Genomic DNA, 24,557 nt, shown 5'->3' with positions numbered 1-24,557 from the left:
CCGTAAGTAACCCGTCGGTAAGTTACGTGCCGGTAAAGATTGTTGAGCGTTAAGACGCCCGGTGCGAGGTACGCGCCGTCTCCGTCGCCGGGAGCGGAGCCTGCGCAGCCCGCGTCACGTCGGCGATCAGCTCGACCAGATCGGGGCCGTACGCCTGGGAGTTGACCACCTTGAGCAGCAGCACGAAGGAGTTGGTGCCGTACTTGCGGTGCAGCCGCTCGTGGTTGCGGGCGAGATAGCGGGTGGCGGCCTGGTTGGTGATGGCCCGCTGCCCGCAGAACAGGAACACCGGCCGGGTCTGCGGGTTCGCGGCGAGGCGGGCGAGCAGGACGTACTCGGTGACGCCCGGCTCCATGCGGTACCGCTCGCCGCCGATCTGGAACGCACCCCGGTCCGGGCCGGGTTCGGGGTCTATGTTCACGCGGGTGCCCGGGAGCATCGCCGCCATGTGCGCCAGCATCCGCCGGTTCGATCCGGGGCCGCCCACGCAGAACTCGGTGCGCTCACCGAACCCCTGCTGTGCCGCGTCCTGCGTGACCATCTGCAGATGCGCCCCGCAGTCCTTGATGAGCGCGGAGAGCTCCAGCAGCGCGAAGACGTCGAAGCGGTGCACGGCCGGCTCCGAGGTGGCCGGGTCGCGGTTGACGACGAGCAGGGACTCGGAGTTCTCCGGCAGCCCGAAGAACTCCTGTTTGCGCCGCAGCCTGCGCCGCCACAGGTAGGTACGGGCCAGCCAGCCCAGCGCTGCACTGATGCCGGCCGCGATGACGCCCAGGACGATGTTGCGCACGTCGTCGTTCATGGCCGCGCATGCTAGCGGGCCCAGGTGGCGGCTACGTACCGGTGTTCGATCTGTGACGTTCGTGTGGCGGGGAGCCGAGGCGTACTGTTGGCGTGACGGCAATCTGGCTACGCTGCGCGGACGGTCCCGACGGGAGGTACGGATGGGTCGGCCTGGCGCGCGGAAACTGGCGGTTCTGGCGGTATCGGCCGCCGTGGTGTCGGTAGGGGCGGCGGCCCCGCCCACCCCGACGAGCGAGACGCCCACGAAGGTTCCGGTGGCCGTCGGTTACGGCGGTGCCGTGGCGAGCGTCGACGCGGACGCCTCGGCTGCCGGCATCGAGGTCCTCAGGAAGGGCGGCAACGCGGTCGACGCGGCCGTCGCCACCGCAGCCGCGCTCGGTGTCACCGAGCCCTACTCGGCCGGCATCGGCGGAGGCGGCTACTTCGTCTACTACGACGCCAGGTCCCGTACGGTGCACACCATCGACGGCCGCGAGACTGCGCCGCTGACCGCCGACTCCGACCTGTTCAAGGAGAACGGCAAGCCGCTGGCCTTCGCCGACGCCGTCAGCAGCGGCCTGAGCGTCGGCACCCCGGGCACCCCCGCCACCTGGCAGACGGCGCTGGACGCCTGGGGCAGCAGAAGTCTCGGTACGGTCCTGAAACCGGCCGAGCGGATCGCCCGCGACGGCTTCACCGTGGACGACACCTTCCGCGCGCAGACCGCGTCCAACGAGACCCGGTTCCGCTACTTCCCCGACACCACCAAGCTGTTCCTGCCGGGCGGACAGCTCCCCGTCGTCGGCTCCACCTTCAAGAACCCGGACCTGGCGCAGACTTACGAGGAGCTGGCGAAGAGGGGCGTCGGCGCGATCTACCACGGCGACCTCGGCGACGACATCGTCGACACGGTCAACAAGCCGCCGGTGGACCCCGGTTCGGGCTGGAACGCGCGCCCGGGCAGGCTGACCGAGAAGGACCTGGCCGCCTACAGCGCCAAGTTCCAGCGGCCCACGAAGACCTCGTACCGCGGTCTGAACGTGTACTCCATCGCGCCCTCCTCCTCGGGCGGCACCACGGTCGGCGAGGCGCTCAACATCCTCGAGAGGACCGACCTTTCCAAGGCGAGCGAGGTGCAGTACCTCCACCACTACATCGAGGCCGGCCGCATCGCGTTCGCCGACCGCGGCCGCTGGGTCGGCGACCCCGCCTTCGAGGACGTACCGACCAAGGACCTGCTGTCGCAGCGGTACGCCGACTCGCGCGCCTGCCTGATCAAGGACGACGCGGTGCTCACGAGTCCGCTCGCGCCCGGCGACCCGCGCCGTCCCGCCGCCTGCACCACCAGCGGCACGGCGGCCCCGACGACGTACGAGGGCGAGAACACCACCCATCTGACGGTGGCCGACAAGTGGGGCAACGTCGTCGCCTACACCCTCACCATCGAGCAGACCGGCGGCAGCGGCATCACCGTCCCCGGCCGGGGCTTCCTGCTCAACAACGAGCTGACCGACTTCTCCTTCGCCCCGGCCAACCCGGCCGTGCACGACCCGAACCTGCCGGGACCGGGCAAGCGGCCGCGCTCGTCCATCTCCCCGACCATCGTCCTCGACCGGCACGGCAGGCCCGTGGTGGCGCTCGGTTCACCCGGCGGCGCGACCATCATCACCACCGTGCTGCAGACCCTGACCGGGTTCCTCGACCGGCATCTCCCGCTGGTCGACGCGATCGCCGCACCCCGCGCCAGCCAGCGCAACGCGGCCCAGACCGAACTCGAACCAGGCCTGTACAACAGTGACTTGAGGACACAGCTGGAAGCCATCGGGCACCGCTTCAAGCCGAACCCCGAGATCGGTGCGGCCACCGGCGTGCAGCGGCTGCCGGACGGCACGTGGCTGGCCGCCGCGGAGAAGGTACGGCGCGGCGGCGGATCCGCGATGGTGGTGGATCCGGCGCCGTGACCGTCACACCTCGGGAGCGTCCTCGGGAGCGGACGGCTGCGCCTGCTCGGCACGGAAGTCCAGCCGTCCGTCCCTGACGTCCACGGTCACCCGGCTGCCCGCGGAGATGGTCCCGTCCAGCAGCAGCCGGGACAGCTGGTTGTCGACCTCCCGCTGGATGGTGCGGCGCAGCGGACGGGCGCCGTACTCGGGCTGGTAGCCGCGCTCGGCGAGCCAGTCGACGGCCGCGTCCGTGAACGCGACCGTGACGCCCTGGCCGTCGACCAGCCGGCGGGTGCGCTCCAGCAGCAGGTCGGTGATCTGCCGCAGCTGCTCGCCCGTCAGCTGCCGGAAGACGACGATCTCGTCGATCCGGTTGAGGAACTCCGGCCGGAAGTGCTCGCGCAGCGGCCGCAGGATCTGCTCGCGCCGCGCCTCCTCGTCGGCGTCCGCGCCACCCGGCCCGAAACCGATCCCGGCACCGCGCCGGGTGATCACGTCGGAGCCGAGGTTGCTGGTCATCACGATGACCGTGTTGGTGAAGTCCACCGTGCGGCCCTGGGAGTCGGTGAGCCGGCCGTCGTCCAGGACCTGCAGCAGGATGTTGAAGACGTCCGGGTGGGCCTTCTCCACCTCGTCCAGCAGGAGCAGCGAGTACGGGTACCTGCGCACCACCTCGGTGAGCTGGCCGGCCTCCTCGTGGCCGACGTACCCGGGCGGGGCGCCGACCAGCCGGGAGACGGTGTGCCGCTCCTGGTACTCGCTCATGTCGAGGCGGACCATGCGGTCCTCGCTGCCGAACAGGACCTCGGCGAGCGCCCGGGCCAGCTCGGTCTTGCCGACGCCGGTCGGGCCGAGGAAGAGGAAGCTGCCGATCGGCCGGTCCGGGCTCGCGAGCCCGGCGCGCGAGCGCAGCACGGCCTCGGCCACCACGCTCACCGCCTCTTCCTGGCCGACCACCCGCCGGTGCAGATGCTGCTCCAGGCCGAGCAGCCGCTCCTTCTCCTCCTGGGTCAGCCGGCTGACCGGGATGCCGGTCTGCCGGGACACCACCTCGGCGATGGCCTCCGCCGTCACCTCCAGGTGCTGGCCCTCGTCGGCCTCGTCGCCGCCGCTGGCCTCGGCGATGCGCTGCTTCAGCCCGCCGATCCGGTCGCGCAGCTGGGTGGCCCGCTCGTACTGTTCGTCGGCGACCGCCTGGTCCTTGTCACAGACGAGCTGCTCGACCTCGCGCTCCATCGCGCGCACGTCCGTGCCCTTGGTCCGGGCGCCGAGGCGCACCCGGGCGCCGGCCTGGTCGATCAGGTCGATCGCCTTGTCGGGCAGGCGCCGGTCGGTGAGATAGCGGTCCGACAGCTCGACCGCGGCGACCAGCGCCTCGTCGGTGTAGCGGACCTGGTGGTGGGCCTCGTACCGGTCGCGCAGGCCGCGCAGGATCTCGATCGTGTCCTCGACCGTCGGCTCGGGCACCAGGATCGGCTGGAAGCGGCGGGCCAGCGCCGCGTCCTTCTCGATCCGGCGGAACTCCTCCAGCGTGGTCGCGCCCACGATGTGCAGCTCGCCCCGGGCCAGCGCGGGCTTGAGGATGTTGCCCGCGTCCATCGCGCCGCCCTCGCCGCCCGCACCGGCACCTACGACCGTGTGCAGCTCGTCGATGAAGACGATCAGCCGGTCCGAGTTGGCGCGGATCTCCTCCACGATGTTGTTGAGGCGCTCCTCGAAGTCGCCCCGGTATCGGGTGCCCGCGACGACCCCGGTCAGGTCCAGGGCGACCACCCGCCGCCCGGCCAGCACGTCCGGCACGTCCCCGTCCGCGATCCGCTCCGCGAGCCCCTCCACGATGGCCGTCTTGCCGACACCCGCGTCGCCGATCAGCACCGGGTTGTTCTTCCCGCGCCGGGACAGCACCTCGATGGTCTGCTCGATCTCCTCGTCACGGCCGATGACCGGGTCGACACGGCCCTGGCGGGCCAGGTCGGTCAGATCGCGGCCGTACTTGTCGAGCGTCGGCGTGGAGGTGGCCCGCTGGCGCTCCACGACGCGCACCGGGACGGCCTCCGGGGCCTCCGGCGGCAGCCCACCCGCCGAGAAACGGGCCGCGCCCAGGATGTGCCCGGCCGCCGAGTCCGGGTTCGCGGCCAGCGCGCTCAGCACGTGCTCCGGGCCGATGTACCCCGCCCCGCTCGCCCGCGCGAGGTCGTGCGCGTCCAGCAGGGCCCGCTTGACGGCCGGGGTGAGCGACAGCGACGTCGGCGGAGGCGCCTCGCCCGGCGGGTGCTGCACGGGGCCGGCGCGGTCGTCGATCTCCGTCGCGAGCGAGTCCGGGTCCGTGCCGGCCCGGCTCAGCAGGCTCCGGGTGGGCTCGGCGGACAGGGCGGCCCGCAGCAGGTGCTGGGTGTCCAGGTCCCGGCTGCCGTGCTCGGCGGCGTACTGGGCCGCCCCGCGCACCATCTCCCGGGCCGGCTGGCTGAGCAGGCGGCCGATGTCGATGTGGCGGGGACCTGGAGCTCCGCCCGGGGTGCCGCCGAGGAAGCGGCCCAGGAAATCACCGAAGGGGTCGGGAGGGTAGCCGTTGGTCATGGCGTTCCGTCCTTTGGTGCTCGTTCATTTCACCTTGGCACGGATGGTCTCCGACGGCACTGCGGGGCGCCTATCGAATGGGTGGCTTCGTGTTGTTGGGCGGCTGCGGGCTTCGTCGTGGCTGGTCGCGCCCACGCGGCGGAGCCGCACATCGACACGGTCCCGCGCCCCTGTGGCTGCCCTACTGCCTCTCGGTAAGAACCCTTGGTCCCGTTTCCGTGATCGCCACCGTGTGCTCGGTGTGTGCTGCTCGGGAGCCGTCGGTCGTGCGGAGGGTCCAGCCGTCGTCGGCTTCGTAGTAGGCGTCCTTGCCGCCGGCGATCAGCATGGGCTCGATCGCCAGGACCATGCCGTGGCGAAGGAGGAGGCCTCGGCCCGGGCGGCCCTCGTTGGGGACGTCCGGGTCCTCGTGCATGCGGCGGCCGATGCCGTGGCCGCCGAAGCCGGACGGGATGCCGTAGCCGGCCGTGCGGCAGGTGCGGCCGATGGCGTGGGCGATGTCGCCGATGCGGTTGCCGACGACGGCCGCCTCGATGCCGGCCGCCAGGGCGCGCTCGGCCGTGTCGATCAGGCGCAGGTCCGCCGGGCGCGGGCGGCCGACCGGGAAGCTGATCGCCGAGTCGCCGACCCAGCCGTCCAGGGTGGCGCCGCAGTCGATGGAGACCAGGTCGCCGTCGCGGAGGCGGTAGCCCGTGGGGATGCCGTGCACGATCGCGTCGTTGACCGACGCGCAGACGACCGCCGGGAAGGGGGTCGGGGCGAAGGAGGGGCGGTAGCCGAGGAAGGGGGAGGAGGCCCCGGCCTCGCGCAGCACCTCCCGGGCGACCTCGTCCAGCTCCAGCAGGGAGACGCCGACGTCCGCGGCCTCCCGTACGGCCGTCAGGGCCCGCCCGACGACCTGGCCCGCGGCGTGCATCGCCTCGATGTGCGTGTCCGTCTTCAGCTCCATCATGCCAATTACTATACCGGTATTTGAATTGGGGGCGCCAGGGCGGGGCGGTATTAGAATGGGCTCATGGTGCGCACCCCTCTCACCCCCGAAGAGCGCGAACGCGGTGAACGGCTCGGGCGGTTGCTGCGCGAGGCGCGCGGCGGGCGGAGCATGGCCGAGGTCGCGGCCGCGGCGGGCCTCTCGGCCGAGACCCTCCGCAAGATCGAGACCGGGCGCGCGCCGACCCCGGCCTTCTTCACGGTGGCCGCGCTGGCCGGAGTCCTGGGGCTGTCCATGGACGAGCTGGTCGCGCGATGCGCGCCGGCGGGTGTCTGAGATCCGCCTGCTGCGGCTCGGAACGCCCACGGGTCAAGATCGCGCAATGAGCCGCCCGCACACTCCCGGAAAACTCTGCGTAGCAGTCCCGTAACACGGCTGGTGTTGCCTACCGACCGGAGTGCTGGCAGTCGGGCGGGAGTCGGGCATGGCTGTGGATCAACTCCCTGGTCGGATAAGGGAGTTCGCGAACTACCTGGACGGCCTCCTGGGGCGCCTGGATCAGGGCGGAGGCTGGTGCGGGGTCTTCTGGCAACGCGACCCGGACGGCATGCAGGCCTGCCTCGACGGGCGTGAGGTGCCGCCGTGGGACGTGATGGAGGCGCTGCTCCAGGACCTCGCTGCGGTGTACGGCCCCGGTGCGGCCACCGCCGAGCGGGAGCGGGTCCGTACGCTGCACGCGGCCGCCGTCACCGCGTACGACACCCGGCCCGGCGCCCGGGACGCCCTCGGCGACCGCCTCGACGTCATGCTCCGCGAACAGCGGTACGCTGCGGAGCGCCAGGCCGAACTGAGCCGCCTGTTCGCCGCGGCGGCCTCCCGCGAGGACGCCGAGGCCCTCCGCGTGGACCTCGCCTGGGCCCACGACGACTTCGAACGGGCCACCGCCCGCTGCACCGAACTCCAGGACCGGATGGCGGAGTTGGATCGGCGGGCGATGGGGGTGCCGATCCCGGACGGGCCGGGCGCCCGTGGTGGGAGTGACGGAAGCAGCGGGGGTGACGCCTGGTTCGGCGGGCAGGTCCCTCGGGCCGCCGCGCCCTCCAGCGCCGCGCCGAGTCCTGAGAGCGCGTCTCCGGCCTTCAGTGCTGCCCCGAGCCTTCAGAGCACGGCGCCGACGGCCGGTGCTGCCCCGAGCCCCGAGAGCCCGCCCCCGACCTCCGGCACCGCCCCCGGCGTCGACAGCGTGCCCAGCGCGGCCACCGCCCCCTCCCCGGCCCCCGCCAAGGCCCGCAAGCGTCGCCGTGGCAGTGCTCGGTTCGCCGGGATGGTCGAGGACGAGGCTGCGGCGGTCGTCGTGCCGCAGGCGCCTGCCGTCGCCGCGCCCGACGCCGACAGCGGGCGGCGTACGCCGCGTGGGGCGCGGTTCGCCGGGGCCGCGGAGACCGTCGCGCCGGTCGAGGTGCCCGTCGAGACGGTGGACGCCGAGACGGGGGCGGCCGTCGCGGGGGCCGTGGAGAGGCTGGTGCGGCTGCGGGCGGAGGGACGCACCGGTGAGGCTCATGTGCTGCTGGTCGAGATCACGCACTGGCCCGCCGTCCGCTTCCCGCTGCTCGCGGACCGGCTGCAGCGCGCCGGGCTCGGCGCCGACTGGGCCACGCTGCTCTGGGAGGCCGCCGCGCTGCCCGCCGAGCGGCTGGTCGCCGCCGCCGACGCGCTGGAGGCGGCCGGGAGAGCCGCGGACGGGCAGCAGATGCTGCGGCAGGGGGTGGCCCGGCCGGCCGAGGAGATCGGCGCCGCCGTGCTGGGACTGGACACGGCGGGGCGGGGGCGTGAGGTGCGGGCCCTGCTGGACGCCTACGTCCGCGTCCGGACGCCGGAGGAGGCCGCCCGGAGTGCCGCCGCGGATCCGCGCCGCCTCGTCCCGCTTCTGCTCCAGGCCGCCCAGGGTGTCTCCCAGGAGCGCCACTGGGACCTGGTGCACGCCCTCCGCGTCGCCGGATTCACCCCCTGAAGCACCCTGCGATCACTCTAAGGAGTGCGAAACGTGATCGACTCAGCGGGTTAACGGCGATGGTCTTGGCAAGGGCCTTCACGAGGCTTACTTTCGACCCTCTACGGGCCGTTTCTACGGGCGTAGAGGCTCGGACGTCGCGTCGAAGGAGCAGCTCATGGCCAACGTCGTACGTGCCGCACTGGTCCAGGCCACCTGGACCGGCGACACCGAGTCCATGGTGGCGAAACACGAGGAGCACGCCCGCGAGGCGGCCCGGCAGGGCGCACAGGTCATCGGGTTCCAGGAAGTCTTCAACTCCCCCTACTTCTGCCAGGTCCAGGAGCCGGAGCACTACCGCTGGGCCGAGCCGGTGCCCGACGGGCCGACCGTGCGCCGGATGCAGAACCTCGCCCACGAGACCGGCATGGTGATCGTCGTACCGGTCTTCGAGATCGAGCAGTCCGGCTTCTACTACAACACCGCCGCCGTCATCGACAGCGACGGCAGCTACCTCGGCAAGTACCGCAAGTATCACATCCCGCAGGTCAAGGGCTTCTGGGAGAAGTACTACTTCAAACCCGGCAACCTGGGATGGCCCGTCTTCGACACGGCGGTCGGCAAGGTGGGTGTCTATATCTGCTACGACCGGCACTTCCCGGAGGGCTGGCGGCAACTCGGTCTGAACGGCGCGCAGTTGGTCTACAACCCGTCCGCCACGCATCGCGGTCTGTCCTCCTACCTGTGGCAGCTGGAGCAGCCCGCCGCGGCCGTCGCCAACGAGTACTTCGTCGCCGCCATCAATCGCGTGGGCCAGGAGGAGTACGGGGACAACGACTTCTACGGGACGTCGTACTTCGTCGATCCGCGCGGGCAGTTCGTCGGTGACGTCGCCAGTGACAAGGACGAGGAACTCGTGGTCCGCGACCTGGACTTCGATCTCATCGACGAAGTCCGGCAGCAGTGGGCCTTCTACCGCGACCGCCGCCCCGACGCCTACGAAGGACTGGTGCAGCCGTGAACGACCTCTACTTCCGCCACCGTCAGGTCCTGCCCGACTGGCTCGCCCTCTACTACGACGAGCCGCTGGAGATCACGCACGGCGAGGGCCGCCACGTCTGGGACTCCGCCGGCAACAAGTATCTGGACTTCTTCGGCGGCATCCTCACCACCATGACCGCGCACGCCCTGCCCGAGGTGACCAAGGCGGTCAGCGAGCAGGCCGGCCGGATCATCCACTCCTCGACCCTCTACCTCAACCGGCCGATGGTCGAACTGGCCGAGCGCATCGCCCAGTTGAGCGGCATCCCGGACGCCCGGGTGTTCTTCACCACCTCCGGCACGGAGGCCAACGACACCGCCCTGCTGCTCGCCACCACCTACCGGCGCAGCAACACCGTCCTGGCCATGCGCAACAGCTACCACGGCCGCTCCTTCAGCGCGGTCGGCATCACCGGCAACCGCAGCTGGTCCCCGACCTCCCTGTCCCCGTTGCAGACCCTGTACGTCCACGGAGGCGTCCGCACCAGGGGCCCGTTCGCCGGGCTGGACGACCGCGCGTTCATCGACGCGTGTGTGGAGGACCTGAAGGACATCCTCGGGCACACCCGCCCGCCGGCCGCCCTCATCGCCGAACCCATCCAGGGCGTCGGCGGCTTCACCTCGCCTCCCGACGGGCTCTACGCGGCCTTCCGTGAGGTCCTCCAGGAGCAGGGCATCCTCTGGATCGCCGACGAGGTGCAGACCGGCTGGGGCCGCACCGGCGAGCACTTCTGGGGCTGGCAGGCGCACGCCCGCAGCGGGCCGCCGGACCTCGTCACCTTCGCCAAGGGCATCGGAAACGGCATGTCCATCGGCGGGGTGGTCGCCCGCGCCGAGATCATGAACTGTCTGGACGCCAACAGCATCTCGACGTTCGGCGGCACCCAGATCACCATGGCCGCCGGCCTCGCCAACCTCACCTACCTCGTCGAGCACGACCTGCAGGGCAACGCCCGGCGCGTCGGCGGACTGCTCATCGAGCGGCTGCGGGCCGTCGCCGCCCAGCTGCCCGGCGTGCGGGAGGTGCGCGGGCGCGGGCTGATGATCGGCGTCGAACTGGTCAAACCGGAGACCGACGAGGCCGATCCGCAGGCGGCCTCCGCCGTCCTGGAGGCGGCCCGCGAGGGCGGACTGCTGATCGGCAAGGGCGGCGGCCACAACACCAGCGCCCTGCGCATCGCACCGCCCCTGTCGCTGACCGTGGCGGAGGCGGAGGAGGGCGCGGCGATCCTCGAACGCGCGCTGAGAAGCACGTACTAGAGAACGGGTGTACCGCCATGACCACCACCTCGGTGACCTCGCACACCGGCTTCGAACCAGCCCTCTCGGTCCGCCAGGTGCTCACCCTGGAGCGGGTCCAGGCAGGGGAGCCCGAAGTGGTGGCCGGGGCCGGGCAGCTCGACCGGGCCGTGCGCTGGGTGCACGTCGCCGAGGCCGCCGACGTCGGTGTGATGCTCACCGGCGGCGAGATGGTCCTCACCACCGGCGTGCTCCTCGCCGGCGACGAGGCCAAGCAGGCCGAGTACATCCAGTCCCTGCACCGGGCGGAGGCCGCGGCCGTCGTGCTCGGGCTCGGCCGGGCCTTCCCCGCGCCGCCCGAGGTGATGCGCCGGGCCGCTGAGCGGTGCGGGCTGCCCATGGTCGTCCTGCACCGACCGTTCCCCTTCGCGGAGCTGACGGAGGAGGTCCAGTGCCGGCTGGTACGGCGGAAGTTCGCCGCCGTGAGCCTGTCGGAGTCGGTGCGGACTGCGCTCACCGGGCTCATCACCGCGGGCGCCCCGCTCCAGCGGCTGCTCGACGAGGTGGCCCAGCACAGCGGCTGCCCGGTCGTCGTCACCAACCTCGCCCACCGCGTCCTCGCCACGGCGGGGGAGCGGCCCGCGGTGGACGACGTGCTGCGCGACTGGGAGCGGATCGCCCGGCAGGCGGGCGGCAGCGAGGGCGACGGCTGGGTCCGCGCCGAGCTGGGCGGACGCGGGGAGCGGTGGGGCGGGCTGCTGCTGTGCGGGTACCGGGGCGACACGGCCACCGGGCGGCTGCTGGCCGACCGGGCCGCCGAGGCCCTGGTCCTGCACCGCATGCTCGGCGGCGGCTCCGCGCACACCTGGGAGGAGCAGTCCGCGCAGGGCCTGCTGACCGACCTCGTCTCCGGTGTCGTACCGGCCCGCCATCTGCTGCCCCGGGCGCGGGCGGCCGGGCTGCCGGTGAACCGGCGGACCTTCGTGCCCCTCGTCGTGCTGGGCGGGGAGCCGGGCCACATCGACCGGGTGCTGCGGGTGCTGGGGCTGTCCGGGCTCGTCGCCGAGCCGGTCGACGGGGCCACCGCCGTCCTGCTCAGCCTCGCCCGCGACCAGCAGGCCGAGGCACTGACCGCCCACTTCGCGGCCCGGCTGCGGACCGGGACCGGGGCGCCGCACGCCGTGGTCGCCGCGGCCGGTCCGCGCACCGACTGGGACGAGGTGCCGGCCGGGCTGCGCGAGGCCCGGCACGTCGCCGACGCGGTGGCCGACTCCTCGGCCGCCCTCGACCTGCCGGCCGTCGTACGCCTGCGGGACGTCCATCTGCGCGGCCTGATCCGGCTGCTGAGGGACGACCCCCACGTGCAGTCCTTCGCCGAGCGCGAGCTGGACGGGCTGCTGTGCGGGGCCGATCAGGAGCTGCTGAACGTGCTGCGCACGTACCTGGCGACCGGGCGCAACAAGTCCCGTACCGCCCAGCTCCACCACGTCTCCCGGCCGGCCCTCTACCGCCGTCTGGAGGCGATACAGACCCGGCTGGGCGTCGACCTCGACGACTTCGAGCAGGCGGCCTCCGTGCACATCGCGCTCCTCGCGCACGACGCGCAACAGGGGTGAAACATGCCACGACCTGGGAAAACGGCGGTGAAACATGGGCTCGCAGACGCGTGACACGGTGGCACGCCGACCGCCCGCAGACGTGACACGCTGCCACTCAAACGGTCCCGCGCGACTTTCTAGGCTCACCGGACACCGAGCTACCGGAGGTCCCGATGAGCCGAGTGATCCGTGCCGCCCTCTTCCAGACCGCCTGGACCGGCGACAAGGAATCCATGATCCAGGTCCACGAGCAGGCGGCCCGCGACGCGGCCGCGCAGGGCGCCCAGGTCCTGTGCTTCCAGGAGCTGTTCTACGGCCCCTACTTCTGTCAGGTCCAGGACAAGGCCTTCTACGAGTACGCCGAGCAGATCCCGAACGGCCCGACCGTCAGGCGCTTCCAGGCACTCGCGAAGGAGCTGGGCCTCGTCCTCGTCCTGCCGATGTACGAGGAGGAACAGCCGGGCGTCCTGTACAACACCGCCGCCGTGATCGACGCCGACGGCTCCTACCTGGGCAAGTACCGCAAGACCCACATCCCCCAAGTCCAGGGATTCTGGGAGAAGTTCTACTTCCGCCCCGGCAACAGCGGCTGGCCGGTCTTCGAGACGGCCGTCGGGAAGATCGGCGTCTACATCTGCTACGACCGCCACTTCCCGGAAGGCTGGCGGGCGCTGGGTCTCGCCGGTGCCGAGATCGTCTTCAACCCCTCCGCCACCTCGCGCGGCCTGTCCCGCTACCTGTGGCAGCTGGAGCAGCCGGCGGCGGCCGTCGCCAACGAGTACTTCGTGGGCGCGATCAACCGGGTCGGCGTGGAGGACCTGGGCGACAACGACTTCTACGGCACCACGTACTTCGTGGACCCGGAGGCCCAGTTCGTCGGCGAGGTGGCCGGCGACAAGGAGACCGAACTCGTCGTACGCGACCTGGACCTGGCCAAACTCCGCGAGGTCCGCGACCGCTGGCAGTTCTACCGCGACCGGGCTCCGGGGGCGTACACGCCGCTGACCGCACCCTGACCGCACCGTTCCCACTGGTTGGAGAGGGACCATGAGCAGCCGTACCGTCATCCGCGGTGGTCTCGTCATCACCGCGTCCGACGAGATCCACGCCGACGTGCTGATCGAGGACGGCCGCATCGCTGCCCTCGCCGCCTCCGGCACCCCCGCCGCAGAGGCGTTCAGCGCCGAGCACGTCATCGACGCCGCCGGGAAGTACGTCATCCCGGGCGGTGTCGACGCCCACACCCACATGGAGCTGCCGTTCGGCGGCACCTTCGCCTCCGACACCTTCGAGACCGGCACCCGGGCCGCCGCCTGGGGCGGCACGACCACGATCGTCGACTTCGCGGTGCAGAGCGTCGGGCACACCCTGCGCGAGGGCCTGGACACCTGGCACGCCAAGGCCGAGGGCAACTGCGCCATCGACTACGGCTTCCACATGATCGTCTCCGACGTCAACGAGGAGACGCTCAAGGAGATGGACCTGCTGGTCGAGGAAGGAGTGACCAGCTTCAAGCAGTTCATGGCCTACCCGGGCGTCTTCTACTCCGACGACGGCCAGATCCTGCGCGCCATGCAGCGCTCCGCCGAGAACGGCAGCCTGATCATGATGCACGCCGAGAACGGCATCGCGATCGACGTGCTGGTCGAGCAGGCGCTGGCCCGGGGCGAGACCGACCCCCGCTACCACGGAGAGGTGCGCAAGGCACTGCTGGAGGCCGAGGCCACCCACCGCGCCATCCGCCTAGCGCAGGTCGCCGGCGCTCCGCTGTACGTCGTGCACGTCTCGGCGATGGAGGCGGTCGCCGAGCTGGCGCGGGCGCGTGACGAGGGGCTGAACGTCTTCGGCGAGACGTGCCCGCAGTACCTGTTCCTGTCCACCGACAACCTCGCCGAGCCCGACTTCGAGGGCGCGAAGTACGTGTGCAGTACTCCGCTGCGGCCCAAGGAGCACCAGGCAAGACTCTGGCAGGGCCTGCGCACCAACGACCTCCAGGTGGTCTCCACCGACCACTGCCCCTTCTGCTTCGTCGGCCAGAAGGAGCTGGGCCGCGGCGACTTCTCCAAGATCCCCAACGGGCTGCCCGGCGTCGAGAACCGCATGGACCTGCTCCACCAGGCCGTCCTCGACGGGCACATCTCCCGCCGCCGCTGGATCGAGATCGCCTGCGCCACCCCGGCCCGCATGTTCGGCCTGTATCCGCAGAAGGGCACCATCACACCGGGCGCCGACGCCGACGTCGTCATCTACGACCCGCACGCCGAGCAGGTCATGTCCGCCGAGACGCACCACATGAACGTCGACTACTCGGCGTACGAAGGCAGGCGGACGACCGGCCGGGTCGAGACCGTGCTCTCGCGCGGCGAACCCGTCATCACCGAGCGGGAGTACACCGGACGCGCCGGTCACGGCGTCTACACCCCGCGCTCCACCTGTCAGTACCTCACCTAGGAGTGGCGCCCATGGACTTCGGACTCGTCCTGCAGACCGACCCGCCGGCCTCCCGCGTCATCAGCCTGATGCAGCGGGCCGAGCGCAACGGCTTCACGTACGGCTGGACCTTCGACTCCGCCGTGCTGTGGCAGGAGCCGTTCGTGATCTACAGTCAGATCCTGGCGAACACCGAGAAGTTGACGATCGGCCCGATGGTCACCAACCCGGGCACCCGCACCTGGGAGGTCACCGCCTCCACCTTCGCCACCCTCAACGACATGTTCGGCAACCGCACGGTCTGCGGCATCGGCCGCGGCGACTCCGCCATGCGCGTCGCCGGCCGCAAACCGAACACCCTGGCCCGCATCAGCGAGGCCATGAAGGTCATCCGGGCCCTCGGCAGCGGCAGGGAGGCCGACCTCGGCGGCACGGTCGTCAGGTTCCCGTGGATCAAGCCGGGCGCCGAACTCCCCGTGTGGATGGCCGCGTACGGACCCAAGGCGCTGAAGATGACCGGCGAGGAGGCCGACGGGTTCATCCTCCAGCTGTCCGACCTGTACCTCACCGAGTACATGGTGAAGGCCGTGAAGGACGCGGCCGTCGCCGCCGGCCGAGACCCGTCCGAGGTGACGATCTGCGTCGCCGCCCCGGCGTACGTCACCGCGGACGACTCGCCCGAGGCGCTGGCCCACGCGCGCGACCAGTGCCGGTGGTTCGGCGGCATGGTCGGCAACCACGTGGCCGACCTGGTCGCCAAGTACGGCGAGCACTCCGGCCAGGTCCCCGACGACCTCACCGACTACATCAAGGCCCGCGAGGGGTACGACTACTCCCACCACGGCCGTGCCGACAACCCGGACACCGAGTTCGTGCCCGACGAGATCGTCGACCGGTTCTGCATCATCGGGCCGGCCGAGAAGCACATCGAGAAACTCAACGCGCTGCGCGAGCTGGGCGTCGACCAGTTCGCCGTGTACGACATGCACGACGCCCAGGAAGCCACCATCGACGCCTACGGCACGACGGTGATCCCGGCGGTCAACGCCTGACCGTACCCATCCAGTTGATCTCCCCCTTCCCGCTCTCCCGGGAAGGGGGTCCAGGGCGCTTTCCCCTCACCTGAGGTCGGGGCGCACCCCCCTCGGAGCCACCCGCACGGCCTCTCCCCGTCCCACCCCTCCTCGATTGGCCTGCCCATGACCGACACCGCTCCCACGGCCATACCGTCGACCGCTCAAGTCACCCTGCCCGACGGCCGGGTGGAGATCGCCCCTGGTTCGCCGCAGCCCAGCGGCCCCTACGCCAACGCGGACCTGCTCCCGGTCCCCGTGGCGAAGCGCACCTGGACGACGTACAACTTCTCCGCGCTGTGGGTCGGCATGGCCCACAACACGGCCTCCTGGACGCTCGCGTCCGGGCTGATCGCGGTCGGCATGGACTGGAAGCAGGCCGTGTTCACCATCGCGCTCGCCAATCTGATCGTGTTGGTGCCGATGCTGCTCACCGGGCACGCGGGACCCAAGTACGGCATTCCCTTCCCGGTCTTCGCCCGCGCCTCCTTCGGGGTGCGCGGCGCCAACCTGCCCGCCGTCGTGCGGGCGTTGGTGGCCTGCGGCTGGTTCGGCATCCAGACCTGGATCGGCGGCGAGGCCATCTACTTCCTGGCCGGCAAGCTGATCGGCGACAGCTGGGCGAACGCCTCGCACGTCGGTGGCTACGCCTGGACCATGTGGCTGTCGTTCGCGATCTTCTGGGTGATCCAGGTCGCCATCATCTACCGGGGCATGGAGACCATCCGGCGCTTCGAGAACTGGGCCGCGCCCTTCGTACTCGTCGGCGCCTTCGTGATGCTGTGGTGGATGAGCAGCAAGGCCGGGGGCGTCGGACCGCTGTTCGACCAGCCCTCCGAGCTGGGCTGGGGCGGCGACTTCTGGAAGCTGTTCTGGCCCTCGCTGATGGGCATGATCGGCTTCTGGTCCACGCTGTCGCTGAACATCCCTGACTTCACCCGCTACGGCAAGAGCCAGAAGGCCCAGACCTGGGGCCAGGCTCTGGGCTTGCCGACCACGATGACCCTCTTCGCCTTCCTCTCCGTGCTGGTGACCTCCGGCTCGCAGGCGGTCTACGGCAAGCCGGTCTGGGACCCGGTCCAGCTCGCCGCCAAGACGGACAACGTGGTCGGCCTGCTCTACGCCCTGGTCACCGTCCTGGTGGCGACCCTCTCCGTGAACATCGCCGCCAACCTGGTCTCCCCGGCCTTCGACTTCTCCAACGTCGCGCCCCGCAGAATCAGTTTCCGCACCGGCGCCCTGATCACCTCGGTGCTCGCCGTGCTGATCTTCCCGTGGAAGCTGTACTCCGACCCGCAGGGCTACATCTTCACCTGGCTCGGCCTGGTCGGCGGCCTGCTCGGCACGGTCGCGGGCATCCTCGTCGCCGACTACTGGATCCTGCGCCGCACCCGCCTCGCCCTCGCCGACCTGTACCGCGCGGGCGGGCGCTACTGGTACGCGGGCGGCTGGAACTGGCGGGCGGTCGTCGCCTTCGCGGCCGGCGGCGCCCTCGCGATCGGCGGCGCCGACTTCCATCCGCTGATCGACGGCCGTCCCGTCCCTGCTCTGAAGTCCCTCGCCGACTACGGCTGGGCGGTGGGCCTCGGCACGTCGCTGGTGCTGTACCTGGTGCTGACGCTGCTGACCGGCCGGAAGGAGGAGATGGCGGCGGCTTGAGGGAGGGGTACGGTTCCCCGGCGGCCGGCGTGCCGCCGGGGTGCCGCACGCAGTCCGTACCTGACGGAGTGTCAGCCGGACGTGCCGCCCCGCAGCGCTGCGACGGCGCTCTTCGCTGCCTTGATGGCCCCCTTGTTGATCTCGTCCGAGCTCGGGGCCTTCTTCGTCTCGAAGTCACTGCCGTTGTACGTGACGATCACCAGGGCGTTGGAGACGCGGGCTATCACCACGCCCTCGCGGGTCTGCTGCTTGTCCTCCGTGGTGAGGTTCACGACGGAGTAGGCGGCGTCCCCGAGCCCCGGAACGGCCCCGCCGCCGCTCTTCTCGGTAGAGCGCTGCTCGTACTCCTTCTTCGCCTCCTGGTCCGATTCGGCCACCTCGAAGGAGACGTCGAGCCAGCGGTAGTCGTAGCCCTTGAGGGCGTTCCAGGAGCAGGTGCGGCGGAGCTTCGTGTCCGTCGAAGGGATCTCCTTGCCCGCCGTCTTGGCCCCGGGCACCAGGGACTTGACGGTCGCCGTCGGCACGCCGGTGCAGGGGGAGGGCGCGGTGGTGTACGTCTTCGACACCGCGGTGGAGGACGGGGCGGAGGCCGCATGGGTGGGCGTCTCCTGGTCCGGCCGGTGGCCGGCGGCGGACGGCGTGGCCGGACCCGACGACAGCGCCCAGCCGGCGCAGGCCAGCACGGCGACCGGCGTCAGACGCGCGGTGAGGGCGAGCGGCAGAGGAAGAGAACGCACAGCGCACTTCTCGTGGGGGAGGGGGCGCGGAAGGGGGTCCGCATGGTGGACGGGGACGCCAGTGTCACATGACTGTCTGTGAGGCGGAAGAGAAAACTCGCAGCGTGCCCGCTCGGTGACGCAGCACCGAAGTCGGCGCCCTCTATGCCCTGTTATGGGCATCAGCTCTCGTCCATGTGCCGAACCGGACGACGGGGTGGCTACGGCAGGGCTCCAGCGTCGATGTCGCAGATGATCGCGGTGTTCCCGGGCGGCGATCATGTCCGTACGATCACCCGGGAGACGTTTCCGAGCCGAGGAGCGCGCCCGTGTTCACCACCCGGCCCACCCTTCAGGGCACCTTCGGCATGGTGTCCTCCACCCACTGGCTGGCCTCCCAGTCGGCGATGGCGGTCCTGGAGGACGGCGGCAACGCCTTCGACGCGGCCGTGGCCGGTGCCTTCGTGCTGCACGTGGTGGAGCCGCACCTGAACGGGCCCGCAGGAGAAGTGCCGATCCTGCTCGCCCCGGCCGGCGGCGAGGTGCGCGTGCTGTGCGGGCAGGGCGTGGCGCCGCAGGGCGCGACGATCGCGCACTACAAGGGGCTCGGCCTGGACCTCGTCCCCGGCACCGGACCGCTCGCGGCCGCCGTGCCCGGCGCCTTCGACGCCTGGCTGCTGCTCCTGCGCGACCACGGGACCAAGCCCCTGGAGGACGTGCTGAAGTACGCCATCGGGTACGCCGAGCACGGGCACGCGCCCGTGGAGAACGTCGGCGCCACCGTGGAGAGCGTCCGGGAGCTGTTCGAGAGCGAGTGGACCTCCTCGGCGGAGGTGTACCTGCCGGGCGGCCGGGCGCCCCGGCCCGGCGAACTGCTGCGCAACCCAGCCCTCGCCGCCACCTGGAAGCGGCTCCTCGCCGAGACCGCCCGGGCCGGCGACCGGGAGGCGCGCATCGACGCCGCGCGCGCGGTGTGGCGCACCGGCTTCATCGCCGAGGCCCTGGTACGGCAGTCCCGGCGGCCCACCCTGGACACCAGCGGCGCACGGCACACCGGCACGCTCACCGAGGCCGACCTCGCCGGCTGGTCGGCGAGCTACGAGACACCGGTGACGTACGACTGGAACGGCTGGACCGTGTGCAAGGCCGGCCCCTGGAGCCAGGGCCCCGCCCTCCTCCAGCAGCTGGCCCTGCTCCCGGCCGAGCTGCCCGCCTACGCCTCGGCCGACTACGTCCACCTCCTCATCGAGGGCTGCAAGCTGGCCATGGCCGACCGCGAGGCCTGGTACGGGGACGCGGCCGAGGTGCCGCTCGCCGAGCTGCTGTCGGACGGCTACAACGCCGGGCGGCGGGCGCTCGTCGGCCCCAAGGCGTCGTACGAGCTGCGCCCGGGCAGCCCCGGAGGCCGTACCCCGCACCTTCCCGCACAGGCGCACGCGCGCGTGGAGCCCGGCGCCGACCTCGGCTTCCATCCGATGGGCGCGGGCGAGCCGACCGTCGCCGAGCCCCGTGTCGGCGCCGACGGCGACACCCGCGGCGACACCTGCCACCTGGACGTGGTCGACCGCTGGGGCAACATGATCGCGGCCACGCCCAGCGGCGGCTGGCTCCAGTCCAACCCGGTCGTGCCCGAGCTTGGCTTCCCGCTCGGCACCCGGCTGCAGATGACCTGGCTGGAGGAGGGGCTGCCTAACTCCCTCACCCCCGGCCGCCGCCCCCGCACCACCCTGACCCCGTCCCTTGCACTGCGCGACGGCGTCCCGGTGCTGGCGTTCGGCACGCCCGGCGGCGACCAGCAGGACCAGTGGCAGCTGCACTTCTTCCTCGCCGCCGTCCTGCGCGCCCCAGTCCGCGGCGGCCTCGACCTGCAGGGCGCCGTCGACGCCCCGAACTGGCACAACGACAGCTTCCCCAGCTCCTTCCACCCGCGCGGCCGCCGCCCCGGCAGCGTGACCGTGGAGTCCCGCATGCACGCGGACGTGATCGAGGAGCTGCGGCAGCGCGGCCACGACGTCACCGTCGGCCCCGGCTGGTCGGAGGGCCGCCTGTGCGCGGTGGCCCGGGACCCCCGGACCGGCGTCCTGTCGGCCGCGGCGAACCCACGCGGGATGCAGGGGTACGCGGTAGGCCGCTGACGGCCGGTGCGGCACCCGCTGTTCATCCCGATTCCACCTGGCATCCACCGGACGAGCGTGGATTGTCAGTGGCGCGTGTTCTCATGGGGGGCATGATCCAAGACACGGAAACCATCGACGAGTTTCTCACCCGCTGCTCGGCCGACGTCGAGGAAGCGGTCCGCAAGGCCGCCGCCGCCGAGATCCTGCCCCGCTTCCGCAGCCTCGCCGACCACGAGGTGGACCAGAAGAGCGGACCCCACGACCTGGTGACCGACGCCGACCGCCTCGCCGAGCGCCGGCTCACCGAGGCCCTCGGGGCGCTGCTGCCCGGCTCGGTGGTGGTCGGCGAGGAGGCGGTCCACGCCAACCCGGCGACGTACGAGGCGATCCAGGGCGACGCGCCCGTCTGGATCATCGACCCGGTCGACGGCACCCGCCAGTTCGTGCACGGCGACGACGGCTTCTGCACCCTGGTCGCGCTCGCCCACCGGGGCACCGTCCTGGCCTCCTGGACGTACGCGCCCGTGCGCGACCAGTTCGCCACCGCCGTCCGCGGACAGGGCGCCTTCCTCGACGGCGAGCGGCTGTTCGCGGGCCCGCCCGCACCCGGCCGCGACCTCGTCGTCGCCACCTCCCACCCCGACTTCACCACCGACGAGCAGAAGCGCGCGCTGCGCGCCCTGTGGACCGACGGCCTCGCCCCGCGCCCCTGCGGCTCGGCGGGCCTGGAGTATCTCGCCATGGCGCGGGGCGAGTTGGACGCCGTGGCGTTCTCCTGGGAGGCCGCCTGGGACCATGCGGCGGGCCTGCTCCTGGTCGAGGAGGCGGGCGGCGCCCACCTCACCCTGACCGGCGAACCGTTCCGCGTGACCGGCGGCAACGCACTGCCGTTCACCGCCGCGAGGGACGCCGCCACGGCACACCGGATCGCGGAACTGCTGCGCACGGCCCGCTGAGACACCCGGGCCGGGGGAGTGTCAGCCCTCCGGCATATCCTGAACCTGAGTGGCCATCGGCTGACGAGGCTGACGAAGGGGTCCGAAGGTGCCGTCGATGCTCGATGCGGTCGTGGTGGGTGCGGGGCCGAACGGTCTGACCGCAGCCGTGGAGCTGGCCCGCCGGGGTTTCTCCGTCGCCCTGTTCGAGGCACAGTCCAGCGTCGGCGGCGGTGCGCGCACCGAGGAGCTGACCCTGCCCGGCTTCCGGCACGACCCGTGCTCGGCCGCCCACCCCCTCGGCATCAACTCGCCCGCGTTCCGCGCGCTGCCCCTGGACCGCTACGGCCTCGAGTGGCTGCACGCCGACCTGCCCATGGCGCACCCGTTCCCGGACGGCACCGCGGCCGTCCTCGCCCGTTCCGTCGCCCGGACGGCCGCCTCCTTCGGCCCGCGTGACGCGGGCGCATACCGCAGGCTGGTCGGACCGTTCCTGTCCAGGTGGGACACGCTCGCCCGGGACTTCATGTCCCTGCCGCTGACCGCGCTGCCGCGCGACCCGGTCACCCTCGCCCGCTTCGGCCTGGCCGGGCTGCCGCCCTCCACCTGGCTGATGCGCCGCTTCCACGACGAGCGGTTCAAGGCGCTCTTCTCCGGCCTCGTCGCCCACGTCATGGCCCCGCTGAGCGGCCTGGCCACCGGCGCCGTCGGCCTGGTCTTCGCCCTGGCCGCGCATGCCCGCGGCTGGCCCGTGGCCCGCGGCGGCTCCCAGGCGATCTCCGACGCCCTGGCCGCCTACTTCGCGGACCTCGGCGGCGCCCTGCACACCGACTACGAGGTCAAGCGCCTGGACGACCTGCCGCCCGCGCGCGCGTACGTCTTCGACACCTCGCCCGCCGCGCTCGCCCGCATCGCCGGCTTCGGCGGCTACTACGACCGCTACCGCTACGGCCCCGGCGTCTTCAAGATCGACTACGCGCTGGACGGCCCGGTCCCCTGGACCGCTCCCGAGGCCCGGGACGCCGGCACCGTGCAGATCGGCGCGAGCCGGGCCGAGATCGGTGCCGCCCTGCGCGCCGCCTCCCGCGAGGGCCGCGCGCCCGACCCGCCGTTCCTGATCACCGTGCAGCCCAGCGTGGCCGACCCCACCCGCGCCCCGGAGGGCAAGCACGTCTTCTGGGCGTACGGCCATGTCCCGAACGGCTGGACCGGCGACCTCACGGACGCCATAGAACGGCAGCTGGAGCGCTTCGCGCCCGGCTTCCGCGACCGGATCCTCGCCCGCGCCACCGCGGGCCCGGCCGAGCTGGCCGTCCGCAACGCCAACTACATCGGAGGGGACATCGCCTGCGGCGCGGCCTCCGGGCTCCAGCTCCTGCTGCGCCCCAGACTGTCCCTGTTCCCGTACCAGACCCCGCATCCGGCCGTCTTCATCTGCTCCTCGGCGACCCCGCCCGGACCCGGCGTGCACGGCATGTCGGGGCACAACGCGGCCAAGGCCGTGTGGCGAAGACTGAGGCAGACATGACCACCATCACCCTCGTCCAGGGCGACATCACCCAGCAGAGCGCCGACGCGATCGTCAACGCCGCCAACTCCTCGCTGCTGGGCGGCGGAGGCGTCGACGGCGCGATCCACCGGCGCGGCGGCCCCGCGATCCTGGAGGAGTGCCGCAAGCTGCGCGCGTCCCGGTACGGCAAGGGCCTGCCCACGGGCCAGGCGGTCGCCACCACGGCGGGCAACCTGGACGCCCGCTGGGTCATCCACACCGTGGGCCCGGTGTACAGCCAGAGCGAGGACCGCTCCGAGCTGCTCGCCTCCTGCTACCGCGAGTCACTCCGGGTGGCCGATGAGCTGGGTGCGCGGACGGTCGCGTTCCCGGCGATCTCCACCGGGGTGTACCGGTGGCCGATGGAGGACGCGGCACGGATCGCGGTGGAGACGGTGCGGGTGGCGGAGACGGCGGTCGGGGAGGTCCGGTTCGTGCTCTTCGACGAGCGGGCGTACGAGGCGTTCGCCGCGCAGCTTCGCTGACAGGTTGTTCACTTCGGATGGTCGGACCTGTCGGCACGGGTGCCGTCGGCTCAGGCTCCGGCGGCCGTCACGACGGCGTCCGTGGCGAAGCCGAGCAGGAGGCCGAGGAGAATGCACCAGGTGGTGAGCGTCTTCAGGCCCGTCTTGCGGGCGACGGCCAGCAGCTCGATGACGACGTAGAGGATCGAGCCGGCGGCGAGGCCGAGGAAGGCGATGGACAGGGTGTCGTTGACCAGGTGCCGGCCGACGAGGGTGCCGAGGAAGGTGGGGCCGCCGCCGATCAGGCCGAGCCACAGCAGGGTGGGCCAGGAGGGGCGTTCCCCTTCTGCGGCCAGGGGAGCGACGATGCCGAAGCCCTCGGTGGCGTTGTGCAGGCCGAAGCCGATGATCAGCAGCACGGCGAGGGAGAGCTCGCCCTGGGCGGCGGAGTTGCCGATGGCGAGGCCCTCGGCGAAGTTGTGCAGGCCGATACCGGTGGCGATCATCAGCGCGAGCGAACCGTGCCGATCGGGGCCTGGGTATCCAGCCTGGTCTTCGATATCGCCTCGCGGATCGTGGCCCGGCCCGGCTTCCTGACCCATGGCTGGGCCTGGCTGATCGCGATTGGCGTGCTGGGCGCGCTGGCGGCGGCCTGCGTCGGCTTCCTCGACCTGTTCGCCATCCGCACCGGCACGCCGGCCTTCGGTACCGGCCTGGTGCACATGTCCCTGAACCTCGCCGTCACCGCCGCGTACGCGGCCGGTTTCGCCAGGCGGCAGGGCGGCGGACACCCAGAAGGGCAGAGCGTCGGATACGGGCAGCTGGCACTCTCCGCCGTCTCGCTCGCCGTCCTCGGCCTGTCCGGCTACCTCGGCGGCAAGCTCGCCTACCGCTACGGCGTCCGCGTCGCCGACGAAGAGGTACAGGCCGAGGGATTCCGCGCCGCGTCCCCCTGACCCTTCCGACCCTCTCTGGAGCCCCGTCATGGACATCGCCGCCCTCGTCGCCTGGGTGGTCACCGCCCTCGGTGGATTCGTCCTCCTGGCCCGCTGGATCTCCCGCGGCGGCCTGCGCCGGCAACAGACGAAGACGACCCGCTTCCCGGCGCCGCTCGTCTTCGGCCACTTCCTGCTCGCAGCCGCCGGACTCGTGGTCTGGATCGTCTACCTCGCCGCCGACCGGGGTGCCCTGGCGCGGACGTCCTTCGGCATCCTCGTCGCCGTCGCCCTGCTCGGCTTCACGATGCCGGCCCGCTGGATCCCCGTGTACCGCACCGCCACCCCCGGTGCCGCGGCGGACGAAGGAGTTCCTGCCGAACGGCACCTTCCCGTCCCCGTCGTCGCCGCGCACGGCATCCTCGGCGCCGCGACCCTGGTCCTGGTTCTGTTGGCCGCGCTCGGGGTCGGCGGCAGCTGACCGCCGGTGCCGCGCCGTGTGCCTTTCAGCCGGTGTGGGCACCGAACCAGCCGGGAGCCCTTCCGAGCACCACGTTCCACCGACCGGCCCGGCCGT

Annotated in this window: 21 protein-coding genes; 16 read left to right on the top strand and 5 right to left on the bottom strand. The window is 71.9% G+C overall.

The features are described from left to right. Positions 1 to 49: 49 nt before the first annotated feature. A complete protein-coding gene (locus ACZ5DS_RS11480; RefSeq protein WP_468236202.1) occupies positions 50 to 802 on the bottom strand; it encodes a hypothetical protein in 753 nt (250 codons plus the stop codon). A gap of 142 nt (positions 803 to 944) precedes the next feature. On the opposite strand from ACZ5DS_RS11480, the gene ggt reads away from it, so the two are divergent. Then, positions 945 to 2,744 carry a gamma-glutamyltransferase gene (gene ggt / locus ACZ5DS_RS11475; protein ID WP_468236200.1) on the top strand — a complete coding sequence of 600 codons (1,800 nt, stop codon included), beginning with the start codon at positions 945 to 947 and terminating at the stop codon, positions 2,742 to 2,744. 3 nt (positions 2,745 to 2,747) lie between these two features. Here the strand turns inward: ggt and ACZ5DS_RS11470 are convergent, their stop codons facing one another. Together ACZ5DS_RS11470 and map are read right to left on the bottom strand one after the other, a co-directional pair. Further along, positions 2,748 to 5,303: an ATP-dependent Clp protease ATP-binding subunit gene (locus ACZ5DS_RS11470; protein WP_468236197.1), complete on the bottom strand. Its 2,556-nt coding sequence runs from the start codon at positions 5,301 to 5,303 to the stop codon at positions 2,748 to 2,750. A gap of 181 nt (positions 5,304 to 5,484) precedes the next feature. Beyond that, on the bottom strand, positions 5,485 to 6,255 hold the full coding sequence (gene map / locus ACZ5DS_RS11465) for a type I methionyl aminopeptidase (RefSeq protein WP_468236194.1): 771 nt from the start codon (positions 6,253 to 6,255) through the stop codon (positions 5,485 to 5,487). A gap of 63 nt (positions 6,256 to 6,318) precedes the next feature. Here map and ACZ5DS_RS11460 point away from each other — a divergent pair, with 63 nt between their 5' ends. The 9 genes from ACZ5DS_RS11460 (at position 6,319) to ACZ5DS_RS11420 (ending at position 17,264) form a co-directional block, all read left to right on the top strand. Further along, on the top strand, positions 6,319 to 6,570 hold the full coding sequence (locus ACZ5DS_RS11460; protein WP_468236192.1) for a helix-turn-helix domain-containing protein: 252 nt from the start codon (positions 6,319 to 6,321) through the stop codon (positions 6,568 to 6,570). A 148-nt stretch (positions 6,571 to 6,718) separates the two neighbouring features. Further along, positions 6,719 to 8,245 (top strand): hypothetical protein, encoded by a 1,527-nt coding sequence (locus ACZ5DS_RS11455; protein ID WP_468236189.1) that lies wholly within the window; start codon positions 6,719 to 6,721, stop codon positions 8,243 to 8,245. 157 nt (positions 8,246 to 8,402) lie between these two features. Further along, the gene (locus ACZ5DS_RS11450) at positions 8,403 to 9,245 is read left to right on the top strand and encodes a nitrilase-related carbon-nitrogen hydrolase (protein ID WP_468236186.1); all 843 of its coding nucleotides are present in this window, start codon (positions 8,403 to 8,405) and stop codon (positions 9,243 to 9,245) included. Beyond that, the gene (locus ACZ5DS_RS11445) at positions 9,242 to 10,525 is read left to right on the top strand and encodes an aspartate aminotransferase family protein (protein WP_468236183.1); all 1,284 of its coding nucleotides are present in this window, start codon (positions 9,242 to 9,244) and stop codon (positions 10,523 to 10,525) included. Before ACZ5DS_RS11450 ends, ACZ5DS_RS11445 begins: the two co-directional genes overlap by 4 nt. 17 nt (positions 10,526 to 10,542) lie before the next feature. Then, positions 10,543 to 12,120 (top strand): PucR family transcriptional regulator, encoded by a 1,578-nt coding sequence (locus ACZ5DS_RS11440; RefSeq protein WP_468236181.1) that lies wholly within the window; start codon positions 10,543 to 10,545, stop codon positions 12,118 to 12,120. 155 nt (positions 12,121 to 12,275) lie between these two features. Further along, positions 12,276 to 13,118 carry a nitrilase-related carbon-nitrogen hydrolase gene (locus tag ACZ5DS_RS11435; RefSeq protein WP_468236178.1) on the top strand — a complete coding sequence of 281 codons (843 nt, stop codon included), beginning with the start codon at positions 12,276 to 12,278 and terminating at the stop codon, positions 13,116 to 13,118. Between the two features lie 31 nt (positions 13,119 to 13,149). Next, a complete protein-coding gene (gene hydA, locus ACZ5DS_RS11430) occupies positions 13,150 to 14,553 on the top strand; it encodes a dihydropyrimidinase (protein ID WP_468236176.1) in 1,404 nt (467 codons plus the stop codon). Positions 14,554 to 14,564: 11 nt separating this feature from the next. Next, positions 14,565 to 15,584 carry a TIGR03842 family LLM class F420-dependent oxidoreductase gene (locus ACZ5DS_RS11425; RefSeq protein WP_468236174.1) on the top strand — a complete coding sequence of 340 codons (1,020 nt, stop codon included), beginning with the start codon at positions 14,565 to 14,567 and terminating at the stop codon, positions 15,582 to 15,584. A gap of 147 nt (positions 15,585 to 15,731) precedes the next feature. Continuing rightward, the gene (locus ACZ5DS_RS11420; RefSeq protein ID WP_468236171.1) at positions 15,732 to 17,264 is read left to right on the top strand and encodes an NCS1 family nucleobase:cation symporter-1; all 1,533 of its coding nucleotides are present in this window, start codon (positions 15,732 to 15,734) and stop codon (positions 17,262 to 17,264) included. A gap of 71 nt (positions 17,265 to 17,335) precedes the next feature. Here ACZ5DS_RS11420 and ACZ5DS_RS11415 read toward each other — a convergent pair whose 3' ends face one another. Then, the gene (locus ACZ5DS_RS11415; RefSeq protein WP_468236169.1) at positions 17,336 to 18,001 is read right to left on the bottom strand and encodes a hypothetical protein; all 666 of its coding nucleotides are present in this window, start codon (positions 17,999 to 18,001) and stop codon (positions 17,336 to 17,338) included. Between the two features lie 308 nt (positions 18,002 to 18,309). Between ACZ5DS_RS11415 and ACZ5DS_RS11410 the strand changes: the two genes are divergently transcribed. From ACZ5DS_RS11410 to ACZ5DS_RS11395, 4 genes are all read left to right on the top strand, one after another. Further along, complete coding sequence (locus tag ACZ5DS_RS11410) at positions 18,310 to 20,115, top strand: gamma-glutamyltransferase family protein (protein WP_468236166.1); 1,806 nt, start codon at positions 18,310 to 18,312, stop codon at positions 20,113 to 20,115. 92 nt (positions 20,116 to 20,207) lie between these two features. Then, positions 20,208 to 21,053 carry an inositol monophosphatase family protein gene (locus tag ACZ5DS_RS11405; RefSeq protein ID WP_468236163.1) on the top strand — a complete coding sequence of 282 codons (846 nt, stop codon included), beginning with the start codon at positions 20,208 to 20,210 and terminating at the stop codon, positions 21,051 to 21,053. Positions 21,054 to 21,141: 88 nt separating this feature from the next. Next, entirely contained in the window at positions 21,142 to 22,560 is a 1,419-nt protein-coding gene (locus ACZ5DS_RS11400) for a phytoene desaturase family protein (protein ID WP_468236161.1), read from the top strand. Next, positions 22,557 to 23,066, top strand: a complete 510-nt coding sequence (locus ACZ5DS_RS11395; protein WP_468236158.1) for an O-acetyl-ADP-ribose deacetylase — start codon at positions 22,557 to 22,559, stop codon at positions 23,064 to 23,066. The genes ACZ5DS_RS11400 and ACZ5DS_RS11395 overlap by 4 nt, the downstream gene beginning before the upstream one ends. 50 nt (positions 23,067 to 23,116) lie before the next feature. Here ACZ5DS_RS11395 and ACZ5DS_RS11390 read toward each other — a convergent pair whose 3' ends face one another. Continuing rightward, on the bottom strand, positions 23,117 to 23,551 hold the full coding sequence (locus ACZ5DS_RS11390; protein ID WP_468236156.1) for a ZIP family metal transporter: 435 nt from the start codon (positions 23,549 to 23,551) through the stop codon (positions 23,117 to 23,119). A gap of 15 nt (positions 23,552 to 23,566) precedes the next feature. On the opposite strand from ACZ5DS_RS11390, the gene ACZ5DS_RS11385 reads away from it, so the two are divergent. Both ACZ5DS_RS11385 and ACZ5DS_RS11380 read left to right on the top strand, forming a co-directional pair. After that, the gene (locus ACZ5DS_RS11385) at positions 23,567 to 24,001 is read left to right on the top strand and encodes a DUF2231 domain-containing protein (protein WP_468236153.1); all 435 of its coding nucleotides are present in this window, start codon (positions 23,567 to 23,569) and stop codon (positions 23,999 to 24,001) included. A gap of 28 nt (positions 24,002 to 24,029) precedes the next feature. Continuing rightward, positions 24,030 to 24,461 (top strand): hypothetical protein, encoded by a 432-nt coding sequence (locus tag ACZ5DS_RS11380; RefSeq protein WP_468236151.1) that lies wholly within the window; start codon positions 24,030 to 24,032, stop codon positions 24,459 to 24,461. The last annotated feature ends 96 nt before the right edge of the window (positions 24,462 to 24,557 follow it).

The organism is Streptomyces sp. NPDC031100 (assembly GCF_055570785.1).
Note: the sequence above shows the minus strand (reverse complement) of the source record. Positions and strands in the feature narration are given on the sequence as shown.

Bases quoted from the DNA above. Each gene is read 5' to 3' on its own strand.
- ACZ5DS_RS11425 (WP_468236174.1), top strand. From the start codon at position 14,565: ATGGACTTCGGACTCGTCCTGCAGACCGACCCGCCGGCCTCCCGCGTC.
- ACZ5DS_RS11440 (WP_468236181.1), top strand. From the start codon at position 10,543: ATGACCACCACCTCGGTGACCTCGCACACCGGCTTCGAACCAGCCCTC.
- map (WP_468236194.1), bottom strand. From the start codon at position 6,255: ATGATGGAGCTGAAGACGGACACGCACATCGAGGCGATGCACGCCGCG.
- ACZ5DS_RS11390 (WP_468236156.1), bottom strand. From the start codon at position 23,551: ATGATCGCCACCGGTATCGGCCTGCACAACTTCGCCGAGGGCCTCGCC.
- ggt (WP_468236200.1), top strand. From the start codon at position 945: ATGGGTCGGCCTGGCGCGCGGAAACTGGCGGTTCTGGCGGTATCGGCC.
- ACZ5DS_RS11405 (WP_468236163.1), top strand. From the start codon at position 20,208: ATGATCCAAGACACGGAAACCATCGACGAGTTTCTCACCCGCTGCTCG.
- ACZ5DS_RS11470 (WP_468236197.1), bottom strand. From the start codon at position 5,303: ATGACCAACGGCTACCCTCCCGACCCCTTCGGTGATTTCCTGGGCCGC.
- ACZ5DS_RS11460 (WP_468236192.1), top strand. From the start codon at position 6,319: ATGGTGCGCACCCCTCTCACCCCCGAAGAGCGCGAACGCGGTGAACGG.
- ACZ5DS_RS11395 (WP_468236158.1), top strand. From the start codon at position 22,557: ATGACCACCATCACCCTCGTCCAGGGCGACATCACCCAGCAGAGCGCC.
- ACZ5DS_RS11450 (WP_468236186.1), top strand. From the start codon at position 8,403: ATGGCCAACGTCGTACGTGCCGCACTGGTCCAGGCCACCTGGACCGGC.
- ACZ5DS_RS11455 (WP_468236189.1), top strand. From the start codon at position 6,719: ATGGCTGTGGATCAACTCCCTGGTCGGATAAGGGAGTTCGCGAACTAC.
- ACZ5DS_RS11480 (WP_468236202.1), bottom strand. From the start codon at position 802: ATGAACGACGACGTGCGCAACATCGTCCTGGGCGTCATCGCGGCCGGC.
- ACZ5DS_RS11380 (WP_468236151.1), top strand. From the start codon at position 24,030: ATGGACATCGCCGCCCTCGTCGCCTGGGTGGTCACCGCCCTCGGTGGA.
- ACZ5DS_RS11420 (WP_468236171.1), top strand. From the start codon at position 15,732: ATGACCGACACCGCTCCCACGGCCATACCGTCGACCGCTCAAGTCACC.
- hydA (WP_468236176.1), top strand. From the start codon at position 13,150: ATGAGCAGCCGTACCGTCATCCGCGGTGGTCTCGTCATCACCGCGTCC.
- ACZ5DS_RS11435 (WP_468236178.1), top strand. From the start codon at position 12,276: ATGAGCCGAGTGATCCGTGCCGCCCTCTTCCAGACCGCCTGGACCGGC.